This is a genomic window from Vibrio sp. 10N.222.48.A3, from assembly GCF_041475345.1.
GTDB classification, from domain to species: domain Bacteria; phylum Pseudomonadota; class Gammaproteobacteria; order Enterobacterales; family Vibrionaceae; genus Vibrio; species Vibrio tasmaniensis_A.
Genome location: NZ_JBFRVX010000172.1, coordinates 1 through 16,516, shown reverse-complemented (window position 1 = coordinate 16,516; position 16,516 = coordinate 1). Strand labels below are relative to the sequence as shown.

Sequence of the window (16,516 nt, the reverse complement as noted above, 5' to 3'; positions counted from 1 at the left end):
ATATTCATAAAATTGGAAATTAAACCTGAAAAGAATGAATACATAATATCTTTAAATATACCAAATCGTAATTATAACGTAATTTAATCCAAATAACGTTTCCAGTTCATTGAAAAGAATTCAATACGTTCACATCGGTGCATTCGCATCCGCTTGGTTCTCTGGCATCGCCTCGATAAAAGCGGGTAACTGGTTACACGCTTCGACAATCGAGTTAATTAACGGATACGGCGACATATCAACGCCAAAGCGCAGCGCGTTATACACCTGCGGCACCAAGCAGATATCGACAATACAGGGAGAATCCGAGAGGCTATACACCGAGTCACCATGTGTTTTCCTGTGCTTAGTCAGTTTCTCTTCTAACGCCGAAAAACCTTGGCTCATCCAATAGTGTAGCCAGTCCATTTTTGCCTCTGGCTCACACGACAACTCTCGCTCCAAGTACTGCAACACACGCAAGTTATTAAGAGGATGAATTTCTATCGCAATATCCTGAGCCATCGCCAACGCTTGATAGCGCAGTGGTATTTGCTCAGGAATCAACAAGGAGTCTGGGCTGCTTTCACACAAATAGTGTTCATCGAGATATTGAAGAATAGCCAGTGACTGATTGAGTTGAACTTCACCATCCACCAGCACGGGCACTAATTCACTGGCGTTGAGATCACGATATTGTGGGTCATGCTGCTCGCCGCCATTACGCACCAAGTGCACCGATTTAGACTCATAGTTGAGTTGTTTTAGGTTCAACCCAATACGTACTCGATAGGCAGCCGAAGAGCGCCAATAACCGTAAAGTATAATGTTCTTGTTCACGATGCTCTCGCTCATACAGAAATCCTATTACGTGGACTATAGCGCTCGATATTGACTGACTTTCTGGTCAATCGCGCCAAAAATGGAGTCACCCGCTACATCGAACATCTCAAGCTTGATCGAGTCACCAAACGACATGAATTGAGTCGACGGTTTGCCATCTCGAATCGTCTCTATCATGCGTACTTCAGCAATGCATGAATAGCCTACACCGCCCTCAGCAATTGAGGTGCCGTGGTCAGTACCTTGTTTATTGGAAACCGTGCCCGAGCCAATGATTGCACCGGCCGATAGTGGGCGAGTTTTCGCAGCATGGACTACTAGTTCAGCAAAGTTGAAAGTCATATCGACGCCCGCATTCGGACAACCAAAAGGTTGGTCGTTGTAGGTCGATATCAACGATAGATGTACCTTGCTGCCTTTCCATTGCTCGCCAAGCTCATCAGGTGTTACCGCAACCGGGGAGAACGCCGAAGAAGGCTTAGACTGGAAGAAACCAAAGCCTTTCGCGAGCTCAGCCGGAATCAAACCGCGCAGCGACACATCGTTCACCAACATCAGTAATCGAATCGACTCGTGCGCCTGTTTAGCACTGGCACCCATTGGCACGTCACCGGTGACAATCGCAACCTCACCTTCGAAATCGATGCCCCACTCGTCGCTGGCAAACTCGATGTTGTCACGAGGGCCGATAAAGGCATCTGAACCGCCTTGATACATTAATGGATCGACCCAGAAGCTTTCTGGCATTTCAGCACCACGTGCTTTACGCACCAATTCAACGTGGTTTACATACGCGCTGCCATCAGCCCATTGATAAGCACGTGGCAGAGGCGATTCACAATACTGAGGTGCAAACACTTCACTGCCTGTCACATGCCCGTTGTTTAACGAGGTGTATAACTCTTCTAACTGAGAAACAACGCTGTCCCAGTTATCCAATGCTACCTGCATGGTGGGTGCAAGGTGCATCGCATGGAAGATTTCAGTGGCAGCCACACATTGTTTGAGATCTTTGCTCACGACCATCAATAGACCATCGCGAGTGCCATTTTTCTTGCTTGCTAATTTCATCCTTGTTGCCCCTTACTTCTCTTGCCAACTGTAGACATATTCTTTGTTCTCAACGCTATCGAGTTCGTCAGAGAACTGCAGTGCATGGCGAGTATCAATCATCACCGCCACTTCGTCGGTAAACTTCTTCTTATGCGCCTGACCTGCCTTAAAGGCTTTAGGGTGAGGTCCATGCGTGAAGCCTGCTGGATGGAAAGTCACCATGCCCGCTTCAATATTGTCACGGCTAAAAAAGTCACCAGCGTGATAGAAGAGTACTTCGTCGTAGTCGTCATTGTTGTGGTAGAACGGCACTTTCAATGCACCTGGATCGCTCTCAATCGGGCGTGGTACAAAGGTGCACACTACAAAGCCTGCGCCAACAAACGTCGTATGCGCAGATGGTGGCAAGTGGTAGCGATGTGACATCAGCGGTCTGATATCGCGCCAATTCACTTTCACCACCGCTAAGTCGCCATGCCAGCCAATTGCATCCAATGGATTGAACGGATAGGTGATCACGCTGACTTTGTCGTGGCGCTTCACCTGAACCTGAGTCTGGTTTTCAGAATACTGAGCGCGAAATTGATCATTGATTGAAGGAATGTCGAGCACCGCAGGATCAAACACCGCGTGATTACCGACCATGCCTTTCTCTGGCAAGGAGTAAGCCGCGTCTGTGTTCTCAATCATCAAGATAAACATCGGCTCGCTTGGCTCTAAACGCCAGTTGGTCGAGCGCGGGATCATCACGTAATCCCCTTCACTCACCACTAGATGACCATAGTCACAATAGAGATCGGCGCTGCCTTGATGAATGAACAGCAGCTCATCGCCATCGGAGTTACGCACCAAGAAATCCATCTTCTCATCCATGCGCCATACGCGGATTTTGCAGTCTGCGTTATGCAAAAGATGAGGCACCGCCCAAGGGGTTATCTGGCTAGCTTTCTCCACCAGCGTAAAATCAAAAGCGCGAGGGCGCAAATCACCCTCCCACTCCGACCAACCTGTTGGGGCATGTTGGTGATGAAAATGAGCGGCAGGGCCGAAGAATCCACTTCGGCCCGCCTCTCGCTCATAAATTGCCTCTTCAGGGAAGTCGGCGTGCGCTTGTTTAGAGCACACCCCTTCCCGGTGAGGAAACGAGATCCATTTATGCATCGTCTAATACTCCTCGACGAATCTGGTCCTCTTCAATCGATTCAAACAGCGCCTTGAAGTTACCTTCGCCAAAGCCTTCATTGCCTTTACGCTGAATGATTTCAAAGAACACAGGCCCAATTACCGTCTGTGTGAAAATTTGCAGCAAGATGCCGTCTTTGGTCGGCGCGCCATCAATCAGAACGCGTAAGTCACGCAACAGATCAGTGTCTTCCCCGTGGCCTTTCACACGATCGTCAACTTTCTCATAGTAGGTATCTGGGGTTGGCATAAAGTCCATGCCGCGATCACGCAGAGTCTTCACCGTTTTGTAGATGTCATCGGTGGCGAGTGCGATGTGTTGGATACCTTCGCCGTTGTATTCGCGAATAAACTCTTCGATTTGTGATTTGTCGTCCGAAGACTCATTGATAGGGATACGGATTTTGCCACACGGTGAGGTCATGGCGCGGCTCACAAGGCCTGTCAGCTTGCCTTCAATGTCGAAGTAACGAATCTCACGGAAGTTACCAAGACGCTCATAGAACCCAGACCACACATCCATATTGCCTTGCTTAACGTTGTGCGTGAGGTGGTCGATTTCATACAAGCCAACATTAGCTTCTGCCATGCGCTGTTCTGCATCATCATAAAATCGGAAGTCAACATCATAGATACTCTGCTTACCATAACGATCCACAAAATAGAGCAGGCTTTCACCGATGCCGTAAATGGCAGGAATGCTCAGTTCCATCGGCCCTATTTCCGTTTTGTACTCTTCACCGCCGCCCTTAAACGCTTGCTCCATTGCAGCGGTTGCTTCGTTGACACGAAAAGCCATGCCACAGACCGATGGCCCATGCACTTTAGCGAACGCTTCCGCTTGGCTGTGAGGCTGTTCATTGACGATAAAGTTGATGTCACCTTGTCGATACAGCCAAGCCTCTTTTGAGCGGTGCTTGGCGATCTCAGCAAAACCAAGTGACACAAACAGCGCTTTAAGTTGCTCAATTCCCTTGTGGTCAACGGCCGTGTATTCAACAAACTCGAATCCATCCGTGCCAAGCGGGTTGTATGTATCCACCATGAACTTTCTCCTTGTACCTATCGGTTTTGTGTTGTGTTGTGTATTTTTTGTCCTTAATTAAATTTGGCCCACAAGCCGAGATAATGGAATGGGTGGAGGAAAATGGGCAATTTCGATGAAATCCTGTCAGTTTGTAAAATATTTGTTACACACAAACTGTCAAGACAAGAAAGTGAGTGCTATCAAGGGATTGAAATATGGTGGTTTGATTTACAGCAGAGCAAGAGATGTTACTGAATTGTTACATGCATCCTTTTGTCAGCTAAGGTAATAAATCGAACATTAGACTGAAGATGCAAAAAAGCCGCTGTAGTCAGCGGCTTGATGAGTTCTAGAGCGAACCTAATTCGACTATAAGATTCGTGTTAATCCCAGTTGAGAATCGACCAATTCGGTTGATCGGCTAACGCTTTCAAACGCGGACATGGGTTTACCAAGTAAGCAAAATCAGCGTGTTCACACAAAGGTAAGTCGTTGATTGAATCGGTATAAAAGTGAATGTCTGAGTAGTTAGTTTCTTGATTGTCTAACCACTCTTTTAAACGGGTGACTTTACCTTCACGGTAGCTTGGCACACCTGATATTTGAGACGTGAAGCGGCCTTGGTTTTCTACCAAATCGATACCGAGTGCGTTCTCAATACCAATCTTACAACCGACCGCTTCCACTAAGAAAGTCACGCTGGCAGAGATGATCAACATGTCGATATCATCATTCTCAAGCTGCTCAATCAAAGGTTTCGACTGCTTGAATTGCTTAGGTAAAATATGCTTCTCGACACACTCTTCCACCAAAGTAGTAACTTGCTCTGTTGGCATGTTCGCGAGTGGCTGCATGGAAAATGTTAGGTAATCTTCCATGTTCAATTTGCCTTCCGAATACAGGCCCATTAAACGCTTATCTTCATCAATAAAGTTGGGCGCAGTGGCAATGCCCTTTTCAACCAAGAACTCATTCCAAAGCATCGCTGCATCGGCATTGATCAGCGTTTCATCCATATCAAATACATACAAAGGTTTGAACATCTTAGGCTCTCACAGGTTGAGTTTCGTTAAGGTTAAAAAGGAGTTCTAGTTGGCTGCATGCTATAACTGGATTGTGACATTAAGAGCATATTTTAGTGGCAGTTGTATTTCACGGCTATGACAATCAACACATGCTTGTTTTTAAATACAACAGCTTATGGATTCAATCAGTATTGATACGCGACGTATTTAACTATATGTATTTAACTAACTATGTGTATTTAGCTAACTAGATGTATTAGCTAACCAAGTGCTCATTAGCAAAAAAAAGAAACTCCGACTGATTCTGTCGGAGTTTCTTATAGAGTTGGATATGCTTTAGCGAGACATCAGCTAATTGAACTTAAACGATTTTCTGCTCATTTTCCTTGCTCGACTCAGTTCCTTTCGACAAGAAACTGGCAACGATCTCTCTCAGTTTCCCTTGATTGACGGGTTTTGGTAAAAATTCATCCATACCCACATCGAAGCACAAATGCTTATCTCGTTGCACGACGTTGGCCGTCAGCGCAACGATCGGAATGTGTTTAGAGGTTCCTTCTTCGAGCGCTCGGATCTGCTTGGTCGCTTCGAAACCATCAAGAACTGGCATCTGGCAATCCATAAAAATCATCTCGTATTCGTTGGCCTGGAATTTCTCGACACCAATTTCACCGTTGTCTGCAATATCCACCTCAAACCCCAGCTTCTTAAGCATCATTTTGGCGACTTGTTGATTCACTCTAGAATCTTCAACGACCAAAACCTTACCACTAAACGGAGCAGCCACTGGTTTTGGCTCTTCTTTGATTGGAGCTTGTTTGTCTATTTGTGTCGTTCTAACAGAAGCAGATGTCGTAGCTTCAACAGAACCCGATGGTTTGGTTAATGGCACGGGTTGATTATCTTTAAACGCTACCTCACCTCGATTTGGATAGGTAAAGATTGAGGTATCAGCCGATCTCGCCAGGACTTCACTCAGCGTCCATTTAAGCTGATTATCTTGATAAGGGCGAGCAATGTATGCAACAAAACCCACTTGTTTGGCGCGTGCTTCATCCTGTTTTCGAGGATCGGCAGAAATCATCACTAGCTTCGGACAAGCTTTGTCAAAACGCTCAATCAAACTTCTTGCTAATTGGAATCCATCAATAGACGGCATCACTTTATCAATCAGCACCAGATCATAAGGCAACGACTTCGCCACAGACTCTGAAACAAGCTCTAACGCTTGAGTGGCGGTTTCACAGCACTCAGACTTAACGCCGAATGATTGAAGTTGTGTTGAGGTAATACGCATGTTCAACTGGCTGTCATCAACCAAAAGTACCGAGACTTTATTAAAATCGATGTTGCTCTCGTCAACGTCTAAGCTCGGGTCAAAGTCAGCGGTAAAGTAGAATGTACTTCCCTTACCTACGACACTGGTTAGCTCAAGCTTACTGCCCATTAAGGTCACGATCTTATCGCATATCGTAAGACCAAGCCCCGTGCCTCCGTAGATGCGGGTGGTGCTACCGTCGGCTTGTTGAAACTTATCGAATACCGATTGTTGCTTGTCTTCTGCGATACCAATACCACTATCGGTCACCTCAAATTTCACTCTGAGCTTTTGTTCCGGCTCTATGACTTCTTCTAAACGAAGTGAGAGCATGACATGACCATGTTCGGTAAATTTGATGGCATTGCCAACTAGGTTATTCAGTACTTGTCTTAACTGAGTACCATCGCCAATCACCATGGTTGGGATCTTAGGATCAATCGCCAGTTGGAATTTGAGCCCTTTTTGCTCGGCTTTAACTCTGAAGGTCGACTCTACGTCGGCAGCAATACCCATCATTTTCATCGGTTCTTGCTGAAGCTCTAAACGACCCGCTTCAATCTTCGAGTAGTCGAGAATGTCATTGATTAAATCGAGTAGAGTAAGCGAAGAGGTGTTGAGCATGTCGACATACTCTTTTTGCTCTTTCGGCATATCCATTTCAGAAAGCAGTGATGAAAGCCCGATAATCCCGTTCATTGGAGTGCGGATTTCGTGGCTCATGTTGGCAAGAAATTCACTCTTGTTGCGGTTCGCTACCTCTGCAGTATCTTTGGCTTTTTCCAATTCTTGGTATTGTTGACGAATACGTTCAATCGACTGATTGTAGCTACTCTCTAGTGTAGAGATCTCATCACTGTATGTAGAGTTAGTGGGTGTTAGAAATCGCGGTTTGTTGTCTTCAACCTGTTGATGGTTGATCTGAGAAGACATGGTCATTAAGCGCTTAACTACAAGGCGGTAGACGATGGTTAAACATACCAGAGACAATAAGAAGATTTTAACTGCTTCGAAGGCGAGCAATAATAACACCCGGTCTTCAAAGTCGTTGAGAATCATACTTAGATCAGACTGCACCGTGAGCGTCGCCAGTTGGAACTCTGAGCCTCCCATCTGATGCACCATATCCCAAGATTGAGAATAAGACTGACCGGACGTCTGTTGACCTAATTCTAAAATTTTTTCATCGGGGCTTTCTATTAACAGATAACTGACCGAGGGTAAGCGGGAGATACCTTCAGCTTGCACAAACAGTTGCTCTCGGTCTTCAACCCACAAACTGGCGGTTAAGCCAGAAAGATAACCATCCTTAACTTGTTCGATCTGAGAACTGATAAAAGAAACTCGATTTTGGTACTCCACATACAAACCTAGACCTGTCACTATGACTGTGAATAAGGTACTGATTGCGATGATTACCCCGATCAACTGTCGGGAGAGTCCAATATAGCGTTTTCCTTTATTCACCATACAAAAATTACCATTATTGTTATCCTAGCAAACTACAATTACTCAACTAGTATAATAGTAGTCATTCATCAAATAACTAGGGAAGGTTATGAAAAAACATCTAATAGTTGCATCCATAGTCAGTTTGTTTTCAAACAGTTATGCTTTTGCAAGCGAACCTGTTCACTACTACATTATTGCAAGCCAAGCGCAACCTTTTCAGATCGAAACTGACGGGTCATCTCACAGAGGAATGGTTTCGGATATTGTTGAAGCCGTATTTGACGACAGCCAATACGAGATCGATTACCACACCTACCCTTTCAACCGAATGATCGATAAGCTCGACGCTAGAGAGAATCCAAACTGGGTCACCTATGGCAGCCCAAGTTGGGGAAATATCCAATCTGTAAACCTGTCTAAAGATCCGATTTACAATGTAAAACATGTGTTACTTAGCAGCGGCAAGAAGCCATTTGAGTTCAACACTATCGATGATTTAAACGGAAAAGCGGTTGTATTGCTGGTGGGGTTTGAATATCCAAATCTAGAGCCTTATATCCAACAAGGTAAGCTTAACGAGATTCGAGTTAAAGATTACAGCGCGGCTTTTCGTGTATTAAACCGAACTCCGGGTGATACCGTTTTTGTTGAAATGGAATCTCGAATCAAATACAACCTAAATGAGCAGAAACTCAGTATTGATGACTACCAGATGCAAGAGTTTGGCTCAGTGATTAATAACTACCCCATCCATTTAGCATTTGACCCAGAGATGGATCCTAAACTGCAAAGCTTCATCGACCAGCGCCTCGACCAAATGAAAGACGATGGTCAGCTCAACGACATCGTACAGAGTTACTTATAGCAACAGCATCAGTTGTAACCTTCGCATAAAGGTATAGCTTAGGTATCGTAATTTAGCTCTCTTCGATGACTAACTCGCTCTTAAGCCTAAAAGGCTGCCCTGATTAGCACAGAAGCTAAGTAGGGCGGCCTTTTTTAATTCATCTTTAAGGGCTAAAAGAGTTTACCTGTAATCGACCTACTTAATTTGGAACCACGGAGGTAAATGGATTAGTGTGCAGCAATCAAATGCAGTTGCTGAGTACGAAGCTCTTGTCGTACTGCCATCAGAATCTTGCCTAAATGGTTCTCGCCGGTTCCATCGCCACCATCCCCCCAGAAGTGGTCTTTGTGCGAATGTTCTTTTATCACCGAATCTCCGGTATTAGTAAGAAACAACGCAAACTGTGGGTTCTGCCTGAACTTCTCTGTGACAATGAACTGCATCACTTCAACACGAATGTCATACCAATCTTCCCGAACTTGGTCTTCATAATCACGGCTTAAAGAGAATGCTTCAGCAGGAGTCGAGGCTTCGAGAATGGTGTTACGCAGCGCTTGAGAGGCAAACTTCATCGCTTGATAATAATGCTCGCTGGTTGCCCAAACTTGATCGTCGATTTTGATAGGACAAGCGGCAAAATTTGACAGGTACCCGTTTGGATCTTCAGGTTCATAGAACAGCACTTCTTTGGCTTTAGCCACCGAATTAGACATAGCCTTCTCCTTACCAACAACATCGCATATTTTTGCTTTAACTTTAAAATTAGTGGCGTTGCATATAACTGTCAAACAACTTAGTTAAAGAGTATGCCAAGGGCATGTTTTTAGTCGAGAACAAATAATGTAGAGGAAGGACAATGGATTTAAATGGTGAGAGGCAAGGAGCATGGTTTACTTATAAAAAGCACAAACTTCTTTAAAAAAGGCATATAAATCAAAGGGTGGCGGTGCGCCACCCTTCTAAATGCAATGGGGATTGTTAATGAATTAGACCTAGCTCCCTCGCTTCTTCCAGGCTAAAACCGCTTTCTCTAATTTCTCTTAGAGCTTCAATACGACGACGAGCTTCAGCAGATTTCATTTTCTTTTCTGGTTTGAAAGATACTTCTTCTTCAGCATCCCACTTATTTGCAATATTTGTCATTTCATCATGGTTGATAGAATTAATGGACATGTTTTCCTCCGAAAAGCACCATGTAATGGACAGGTAATCTGTAGCAAATGCTATTTCGCTTGTTAAGCAATTCTGTACTGAAATGTGATGATTCCGACGCTTCACAAAGCTAATTAATAAATGCCTCATTTAAACTTTGCCAAAGCCATTTTCTGCCATTACATTTAAAAGATTCCCCATAAGAAATGTGGTTTGATCCACCTCTCATTTTCCTCGTTCTCATTTCCTATTTCCCGCTGAAACTTCATGAAATAATCAAAAAATAATTCGAGTCACTTCATTCTTTTTGTGCTCTTCTCTTCCACTAAATTCAACACATGTTAATGATAATAGTTATCAATATTATAACTGAGTGTTTATCATGTCTAGGGAAAATTCAGAGACACCTCTTCTCGAAGTGAAGAATCTATGTGTCGATTACATTACCGATGACGGCGATTTTAATGCCGTAAAATCCGTAAGCTTTAATATAGGCCAAGGCGAGATTTTTGGTTTAGCGGGAGAATCCGGGTGTGGCAAAAGTACCATCGCATTTGCCATTAACCGCCTGCATAAGCCACCGGCTTTCATCTCTGGCGGGCAAATACTGTTTGGCGGGCAAGATCTGCTGAGCTTATCGGACAGCCACTTGAACACCTTACGTTGGAGTGAGATCGCAATGGTGTTCCAGAGCGCGATGAACTCGCTTAACCCTGTACTGACCATTGAAGAACAGTTTGCCGATGTATTGCGCCACCACAAGGGCATGAACAACGAGCAAGCAAAAGATCGCGCCGAAAAGTTACTCGACCTAGTCAATATCCCTCGCCACCGTCTAACCGAGTACCCGCACCAGTTTAGCGGTGGGATGCGTCAACGTTTGGTGATTGCTATAGCTCTCGCGCTCAACCCTAAGTTGATTATCATGGATGAACCGACCACGGCACTGGATGTGGTTGTACAGCGCGAAATTCTGCAGCAAATACACCAACTCAGAGAAGAGTTTGGTTTCTCAATATTGTTTATCACCCACGACCTCGCACTAATGAGCCAACTGTGCGATCGAATTGCCATCATGCGTCATGGACAGATAGTTGAAGTCAACCAAGCCCATGAGATTCGCAATAACCCTCAGCACTCCTACACCCAAAAGCTATGGAGTTCCTTCCCCAATATTCACGAACACGCTCACGCAACTGCGTGCTAGGAGAGCTCCATGTCACAACCTATTTTTCAAGTAAAAAACCTCGTTAGAGAATTCACTGTTGGTGGTGGATTTGGCAAAGAAGAGATCTTTAGAGCACTGCATGGGGTGAGTTTTGATTTACATGCAGGTAAAACATTGGCACTAGTTGGCGAATCAGGCTGCGGGAAAAGCACCTGCGCTCGACTGATGACCAAAGTGTATCCGCCAACAGAGGGAGAAATACTGTTCAATGGCAGAGATATTTCTACCTTAAAAAGTCGTAAAGATATCTTGGATTACCGAAGCCGCGTGCAAATGATATTTCAAGACCCATTTGGCTCACTCAATCCAACCCACACCATTGAACACCACTTAACACGGCCCCTTAAGATCCACAAGCAAGTTGCTACGAAACAAGCTCTCGCAGAGCGTCTCAACGAGTTATTAACGCTGGTGGAGTTACCCATCGAAACTCTCACCAAATACCCTCATGAGCTCAGTGGAGGCCAAAGACAGCGCATAAACTTAGCCAGAGCACTCGCAGTCGGTGCTGAGGTTATCCTTGCCGATGAACCCACCTCGATGTTGGATGTTTCAATACGACTCGGTGTTTTGAACCTAATGCAGAGGATGAAGAAAGAGTTAGGGATAGGTTTTTTGTACATTACGCATGATCTCGCAACAGCACACTACATCGCAGAAGAGACAGCTGTGATGTACAAGGGACAGATCGTTGAGTGGGGATCAACCCAGTCGATCTTAACCAACCCACAACACCCATACACTAAGTTATTGATCTCTGCTGTGCCCGATCCTGATCTACCATTTGGCGAACTCGTGAAAAATGAGCCAAACTATTCAATAGACGCTGATCGTATTCGTGAACAAAGCAGTGAAATACAGCATGAGATCAAGCAAGTTTCAGATAATCACTATGTTAAACAGTGGGATAACGTTGCATGAATGAACTAGACACTTGGTTAGAGCGGATCGGAAATTGGTACAAAGACCGAAAGCATGATCAAGTGGAGAAGTTAGAGCCTTTGATCTTAACGCCTCCAGATGCACTCTGGGGGCCTTTGATCACGGATGAACAGAGCAAAGGCATCGCATGCTGGTTAGACGGATGCTTGAGAATCTTTACGTTTTATCGATATAAAGATGAAATTCTGACGGCATCGACAAAGCTTCCACCACCAAGCCCACCATCTATCTCAAACGAACTTAGTGGCTCGCACCATCAGGAAAAAGCTTTCCAATACCTGATGTTTGCCTATAGCAAGCTTCAAGCTGTGTCTTGTAATCCAAAATCAGAACCTGACTTACAAGAGTGGTGTACACAGCGGCTACAGCACTTGTGTGTATTGGCTTTGGAGTTTACCAACCAACAACAAGAACCGCGCTGGAAAGAAGAATCAGAAAAATTGATCGAATCGCATGTACGCTTTATGGCAAGTCAACACCAGAACGATGATCAAGGTATGGCTCTACGTCAACTGCACTGATCCACTCCTTGTTCAACCCCTGTTCGATCAAACATCAAAGCTGAACCCCATCAAAAATAAGCACCGTAGAAAGCATGATCTCACCTTGATCATGCTTCAGGAACGGACTCCATAAGCTGTAGAATTTAAATGGTAAGCTTTTGAATGTTAATGATTAGCCGAATTGCAGGCAAAAAAAAGCGAGTCCCTTAGGAACTCGCAAAAATCTATTCAGTATGATGTAACAAAATATGAGCCAATCTATTAATCATAAGAAAGGACAAAAGGTTGTCTATTCGGGATAAATAATAATCAACTGGATGCGCTACATTGTCATCAATTTGTCAGCGTTAGGTGCGGTTTTAATCAGCACCTAATGTGTTCAAACTATCCATTCGTCGACCGTAAATACGGGCTTCTTACAACTGAGCAGTGACAGTGATTGGTGGTTAGTGGTTAGTGGCCAATCGCCATTTCGTCGAGCGCTAAGAACACGTTTTCGTCTAAATGACCTTCGTGAACTTGTTTACACACTTTACGACGCACAGCTAAACCAGAGATCAAACGCTCAATAGACAAGTGTCGATTGCTGGTGCTGTCACGGTCGTTGTAAAGCTCAATCAAGCGACTCAGTGTTTCGTATGGGATAACGTCCTCCCCTACTCTCAACCAATCAAGCTTCTCAATGAGCTCAGAACACTCTTCTTTGATTGAAGCATGTGAATGCCCTGTCATAGCAGATAAAGCCGTTATACTGCGTTCTAGAGCCTCTGCAGAGGTATATTTAGAGAGAGTAATCATGATCTCGTCAGCGTTGATCTCAACAGAGTGTTTACGCTGCTTAACTCGACGTCCCAATTTGCCTCTTGGCGACGGTGCTTTGCGCTGAATTGGCTCAAACTCACCATCGATAATCTCAGACAACTCTTCCAATTTCTGCTTAGACACCATTTCATTACGCAGTGGGTTCGGTAACGTTGGTGCCATATTACGCTTGCCTGCATTGGTGGTGCGTGCTCTTGAGTAACGTAAGACTTCTTCCACATTACATTTGATATCAACCTGATAATCAGTCGTTTTTCCTTTTTCGATCAACGCGGTGATCGTTAAGTGATAACCCCAAAGGTTAACCAGGAAGGTATCTTCTTGATCCCCTACTTCACCTAACTTTCTGAGCTCGCGGATCAGATCCATCGAGAAACGACGCCAATCGATGTTACGCGCCAATTTCTGGTTGAGCTCACTGAGCAACATGCTATCTGAATGGCGACGTGCCATGCGGCTTCTAAAGTACGAATACATTTGGAAGACCAAGGTATGTTGCTTCAGGATTTCTGGCGGAAATAGGAAGAAATAGTCACGCGTCAGCAGCTCTTCGTAGAACGAAGGTTCCCAAACCAGGATGTATAGGTTCGGTTTAATGCGAATTTCGCCGTCAGAGCCTTCTGTAGGCGCTTCTTCCGATGCGGTAATGGTTCTAGCTAGGAATCGGAAACGATCACTCTTAAAGCCTTCTGGCATGTTCTCGCTAAGCCAACGGCCTGTGAGCTCATGCAATTGGAAATCGGTAAATTCGATACGATCAATACTGTCACGGATCGAATCACGTGCCGGCCCGCTGTCTTTCTTGCCACGCAAGGACAAAATATCCGTGATGTAAAGTGGTGTTTTGTTCGGTGTGTGTTTCGCGTCTAGATGGTAATCATCTTGGTGATGATCATGATATTGAACAGTAAGCGTGAATAACGCGAATAGCGTCATCAGATCATCAACCGTCATAATGTTTTTTGAAGATCGTGTCTCGATCACCGCTCGAGTGCCAGAGATCGAAACCATTGATTTTTGGTAGCTCTTGCGCGTTCTAGGGGGCGCTAAGGCTTGATCAATAATACCCGCCCAATTGGTTGGCGACACAATAAATTGATCGGCTTCGTCTTTCATCGTTGGTGGGGTATTGAGTCCGTGTTCATTCAATAAGCGTTTGTTGACTTTGGTTTGAGCTAGAGCTTTAGATCGCTTTTGCTTCTCATTTTGCTTCACGCTTTCTGTCACTAAGCTAGTAGCACCCAGTACTGATATCAATTGGTTTGGGTTAACAAAGCGATGCAGCATAGTTTTACCAGCAAGACCTTCTTCAAAGCGAACCGGAATTTGCCTGAAAAGACCGATACTGACCGCAGCTCTTAACCTTTGCTGTAAGGCTGCACGAGTAACTTGGCCATCGGTTGATTCAATAATCTCGGTAGTGGAAACGTAACCGTCTTTGCTGCTAAACCCACGAAGTGAAATTAGGTTAAGAAGCTCAACAATGCTTTTGGTGACACCTTTGAAGTGTTGATATTGTTCTATCCATTCAACGGCTGTTTCAGATACCTCAAATAAATGACCATCTTTGTGGCTTCGTGCCTTAATTAACAATTTCTCTTCTGGTTTCATTTTTGATCCGTATCACACTAACCGTAATTTCACTATAGTTCCTGAATGATAAAGAAAGAATGATCATAAATAAAGAGAATTTATTAGCTTTTAAATAACTGATCTTTTTGATTAATATGATCTTAAATGATTAAGTGATCTAATGATCTGGCTGTTTCTTTGCTTTTAAGTTGCTGAATTTAAAAGTTTAAAATAAAACCCCTTGGAAAGCATGATCATAAAAACCCCGAAACTATGATCATTAAATCAAAGAAAGCATGATCACAGAGCGTCAGAAGTATGATCATTAAGTCATTGTAAGCATGATCATTATTGGCTTGAAAGCATGATCATTATACTTATACAGCTTATCCACAGTTCGGAAGTCAACATCATCTTCTAAGTCACTTCATACACATCAATGTGGATATTTATGATGGCCAATCTATAGGAACAATGATCAAGTGATGGTACTTTTTATCCTTCCCGCCCTATTTAGGATAAAGTTTAATCTGTATCTGTTGAAAATGGATAGCTTTGATGTATTTAGCGCAGGTGGGAGTTAACTTGGAAGCATGATCATGAAATTGTCATGTTTGCGTATTCTCGGTCAGTGTAGATTGAATTTTCAATCATTGAGCCCTTATAGGCGTTGAATCCCCATTGCAAAAGCATTTGTCCGTAACTTAGCTCTTAAATTACATGCTTCCGGAACGATATTTACTTGATCATTTTTCCGTAATTTGATCATTTGTAATGTGCAGTTGTTCGGATCAATATTGCTAAGTTTACGCCTTGATCATGCTTCATAATTGGGTGTTATTAATTATCTTACACTGGATATGTTCCATGATCATTCTTCCGCTCAGGTTAGAATCCTCTGTTGTTTTTTTTGCACCTCCTCTTCTCTTCTGTTTTGAATTTTTTGTCCATTGAGCGTTTTTTAATTTTTATTGAATTGAAAATCTATAAATTCGAATGCAAATCACACCAACCGTAATCTATAGTTGTGTTTCAATCGTTCCGCAGTTTTTTAGCGATAATTTCATTTACATTGTAAATAAGTGATGCTGTAACATTTTAAATGTGCACTAGAAATAACATGGTTGTGCATGATGAAAATGATGACTTTCAGTATTACTCTGAGGTGATGTTTCATCAAATTGTAAAAACACTGTCTATTTTATGTGAGTTTACTCATAAATGCATGTTCATGTTTTTGTTGTGTTTGTTGTTAATCGCTGTACAATTTGTACTTAGTTAATCATTACGGAAACTGGCAATGAAAAGAGAACAAACGATTGATAAGCTCTATCAGCTAGCCGAACAAACTCAACAAGTTCAGGCTGACCGAATTGAGATTATTTTGGAAGAGCGAAGTGATGAACATTTCCCTCCAATGTCTAAAGCTATGATGGAGACTCGTTCTGGTTTAACGCGTCGTAAACTCGATGAAGCGATCACTAAACTTGAAGCTGATGGCCATCAGTTTACAAAGAACAATGCCAATCACTACTCGATTTCATTGACAGAAGCTCACATGTTGATGGACG

14 protein-coding genes and 1 pseudogene are annotated in these 16,516 nt (G+C 43.7%); 6 read left to right on the top strand and 9 right to left on the bottom strand.

The genetic code is table 11. The annotated features are described in order from the left end of the window. Nucleotides 1–129: 129 nt before the first annotated feature. From maiA to hppD, 4 genes are read right to left on the bottom strand one after another with little or no spacing between them, the layout of a single operon-like run. Nucleotides 130–834 carry a maleylacetoacetate isomerase gene (gene maiA, locus AB4653_RS06255; RefSeq protein WP_009846029.1) on the bottom strand — a complete coding sequence of 235 codons (705 nt, stop codon included), beginning with the start codon at nucleotides 832–834 and terminating at the stop codon, nucleotides 130–132. 21 nt (nucleotides 835–855) lie between these two features. Continuing rightward, a complete protein-coding gene (locus AB4653_RS06250) occupies nucleotides 856–1,893 on the bottom strand; it encodes a fumarylacetoacetate hydrolase family protein (protein ID WP_009846028.1) in 1,038 nt (345 codons plus the stop codon). A gap of 12 nt (nucleotides 1,894–1,905) precedes the next feature. Further along, the gene (locus AB4653_RS06245; RefSeq protein WP_009846027.1) at nucleotides 1,906–3,036 is read right to left on the bottom strand and encodes a homogentisate 1,2-dioxygenase; all 1,131 of its coding nucleotides are present in this window, start codon (nucleotides 3,034–3,036) and stop codon (nucleotides 1,906–1,908) included. Beyond that, nucleotides 3,029–4,102 carry a 4-hydroxyphenylpyruvate dioxygenase gene (hppD, locus tag AB4653_RS06240; RefSeq protein ID WP_017100488.1) on the bottom strand — a complete coding sequence of 358 codons (1,074 nt, stop codon included), beginning with the start codon at nucleotides 4,100–4,102 and terminating at the stop codon, nucleotides 3,029–3,031. The genes AB4653_RS06245 and hppD overlap by 8 nt, the downstream gene beginning before the upstream one ends. Nucleotides 4,103–4,190: 88 nt before the next feature. On the opposite strand from hppD, the gene AB4653_RS06235 reads away from it, so the two are divergent. Continuing rightward, nucleotides 4,191–4,373: a hypothetical protein gene (locus AB4653_RS06235; protein WP_083784015.1), complete on the top strand. Its 183-nt coding sequence runs from the start codon at nucleotides 4,191–4,193 to the stop codon at nucleotides 4,371–4,373. 94 nt (nucleotides 4,374–4,467) lie between these two features. Here AB4653_RS06235 and AB4653_RS06230 read toward each other — a convergent pair whose 3' ends face one another. Further along, entirely contained in the window at nucleotides 4,468–5,127 is a 660-nt protein-coding gene (locus tag AB4653_RS06230; RefSeq protein WP_009846025.1) for an HAD family phosphatase, read from the bottom strand. A gap of 343 nt (nucleotides 5,128–5,470) precedes the next feature. Further along, nucleotides 5,471–7,897, bottom strand: a complete 2,427-nt coding sequence (locus AB4653_RS06225; protein ID WP_009846024.1) for a response regulator — start codon at nucleotides 7,895–7,897, stop codon at nucleotides 5,471–5,473. Between the two features lie 88 nt (nucleotides 7,898–7,985). On the opposite strand from AB4653_RS06225, the gene AB4653_RS06220 reads away from it, so the two are divergent. Further along, the gene (locus AB4653_RS06220) at nucleotides 7,986–8,744 is read left to right on the top strand and encodes an ABC transporter substrate-binding protein (RefSeq protein ID WP_009846023.1); all 759 of its coding nucleotides are present in this window, start codon (nucleotides 7,986–7,988) and stop codon (nucleotides 8,742–8,744) included. A gap of 209 nt (nucleotides 8,745–8,953) precedes the next feature. Here the strand turns inward: AB4653_RS06220 and AB4653_RS06215 are convergent, their stop codons facing one another. Then, nucleotides 8,954–9,514: an NADAR family protein gene (locus tag AB4653_RS06215; RefSeq protein WP_012601297.1), complete on the bottom strand. Its 561-nt coding sequence runs from the start codon at nucleotides 9,512–9,514 to the stop codon at nucleotides 8,954–8,956. Nucleotides 9,515–9,704: 190 nt separating this feature from the next. Continuing rightward, a complete protein-coding gene (locus tag AB4653_RS06210; protein WP_004732575.1) occupies nucleotides 9,705–9,899 on the bottom strand; it encodes a PA3496 family putative envelope integrity protein in 195 nt (64 codons plus the stop codon). A gap of 361 nt (nucleotides 9,900–10,260) precedes the next feature. Here AB4653_RS06210 and AB4653_RS06205 point away from each other — a divergent pair, with 361 nt between their 5' ends. Genes AB4653_RS06205 through AB4653_RS06195 form a run of 3 tightly spaced genes read left to right on the top strand, consistent with a single transcriptional unit; the run spans nucleotide 10,261 to nucleotide 12,569 of the window. Next, entirely contained in the window at nucleotides 10,261–11,085 is an 825-nt protein-coding gene (locus AB4653_RS06205; protein WP_009846021.1) for an ABC transporter ATP-binding protein, read from the top strand. A gap of 9 nt (nucleotides 11,086–11,094) precedes the next feature. Beyond that, nucleotides 11,095–12,027 (top strand): ATP-binding cassette domain-containing protein, encoded by a 933-nt coding sequence (locus tag AB4653_RS06200; protein ID WP_102257698.1) that lies wholly within the window; start codon nucleotides 11,095–11,097, stop codon nucleotides 12,025–12,027. Then, nucleotides 12,024–12,569 carry a transcriptional regulator gene (locus AB4653_RS06195; protein WP_102257699.1) on the top strand — a complete coding sequence of 182 codons (546 nt, stop codon included), beginning with the start codon at nucleotides 12,024–12,026 and terminating at the stop codon, nucleotides 12,567–12,569. The genes AB4653_RS06200 and AB4653_RS06195 overlap by 4 nt, the downstream gene beginning before the upstream one ends. A 435-nt stretch (nucleotides 12,570–13,004) precedes the next feature. Here the strand turns inward: AB4653_RS06195 and AB4653_RS06190 are convergent, their stop codons facing one another. Then, complete coding sequence (locus AB4653_RS06190) at nucleotides 13,005–14,984, bottom strand: replication initiator protein RctB domain-containing protein (RefSeq protein WP_012601303.1); 1,980 nt, start codon at nucleotides 14,982–14,984, stop codon at nucleotides 13,005–13,007. Nucleotides 14,985–16,245: 1,261 nt separating this feature from the next. Between AB4653_RS06190 and AB4653_RS06185 the strand changes: the two are divergent. Beyond that, a pseudogene (locus tag AB4653_RS06185) lies at nucleotides 16,246–16,516 on the top strand (ParA family protein); the annotation flags it as partial.

Coding starts and splice junctions, on each gene's coding strand:
- maiA (WP_009846029.1), bottom strand. CDS start 834: ATGAGCGAGAGCATCGTGAACAAGAACATTATACTTTACGGTTATTGG.
- AB4653_RS06250 (WP_009846028.1), bottom strand. CDS start 1,893: ATGAAATTAGCAAGCAAGAAAAATGGCACTCGCGATGGTCTATTGATG.
- AB4653_RS06245 (WP_009846027.1), bottom strand. CDS start 3,036: ATGCATAAATGGATCTCGTTTCCTCACCGGGAAGGGGTGTGCTCTAAA.
- hppD (WP_017100488.1), bottom strand. CDS start 4,102: ATGGTGGATACATACAACCCGCTTGGCACGGATGGATTCGAGTTTGTT.
- AB4653_RS06235 (WP_083784015.1), top strand. CDS start 4,191: ATGGGTGGAGGAAAATGGGCAATTTCGATGAAATCCTGTCAGTTTGTA.
- AB4653_RS06230 (WP_009846025.1), bottom strand. CDS start 5,127: ATGTTCAAACCTTTGTATGTATTTGATATGGATGAAACGCTGATCAAT.
- AB4653_RS06225 (WP_009846024.1), bottom strand. CDS start 7,897: ATGGTGAATAAAGGAAAACGCTATATTGGACTCTCCCGACAGTTGATC.
- AB4653_RS06220 (WP_009846023.1), top strand. CDS start 7,986: ATGAAAAAACATCTAATAGTTGCATCCATAGTCAGTTTGTTTTCAAAC.
- AB4653_RS06210 (WP_004732575.1), bottom strand. CDS start 9,899: ATGTCCATTAATTCTATCAACCATGATGAAATGACAAATATTGCAAAT.
- AB4653_RS06205 (WP_009846021.1), top strand. CDS start 10,261: ATGTCTAGGGAAAATTCAGAGACACCTCTTCTCGAAGTGAAGAATCTA.
- AB4653_RS06200 (WP_102257698.1), top strand. CDS start 11,095: ATGTCACAACCTATTTTTCAAGTAAAAAACCTCGTTAGAGAATTCACT.
- AB4653_RS06195 (WP_102257699.1), top strand. CDS start 12,024: ATGAATGAACTAGACACTTGGTTAGAGCGGATCGGAAATTGGTACAAA.
- AB4653_RS06190 (WP_012601303.1), bottom strand. CDS start 14,984: ATGAAACCAGAAGAGAAATTGTTAATTAAGGCACGAAGCCACAAAGAT.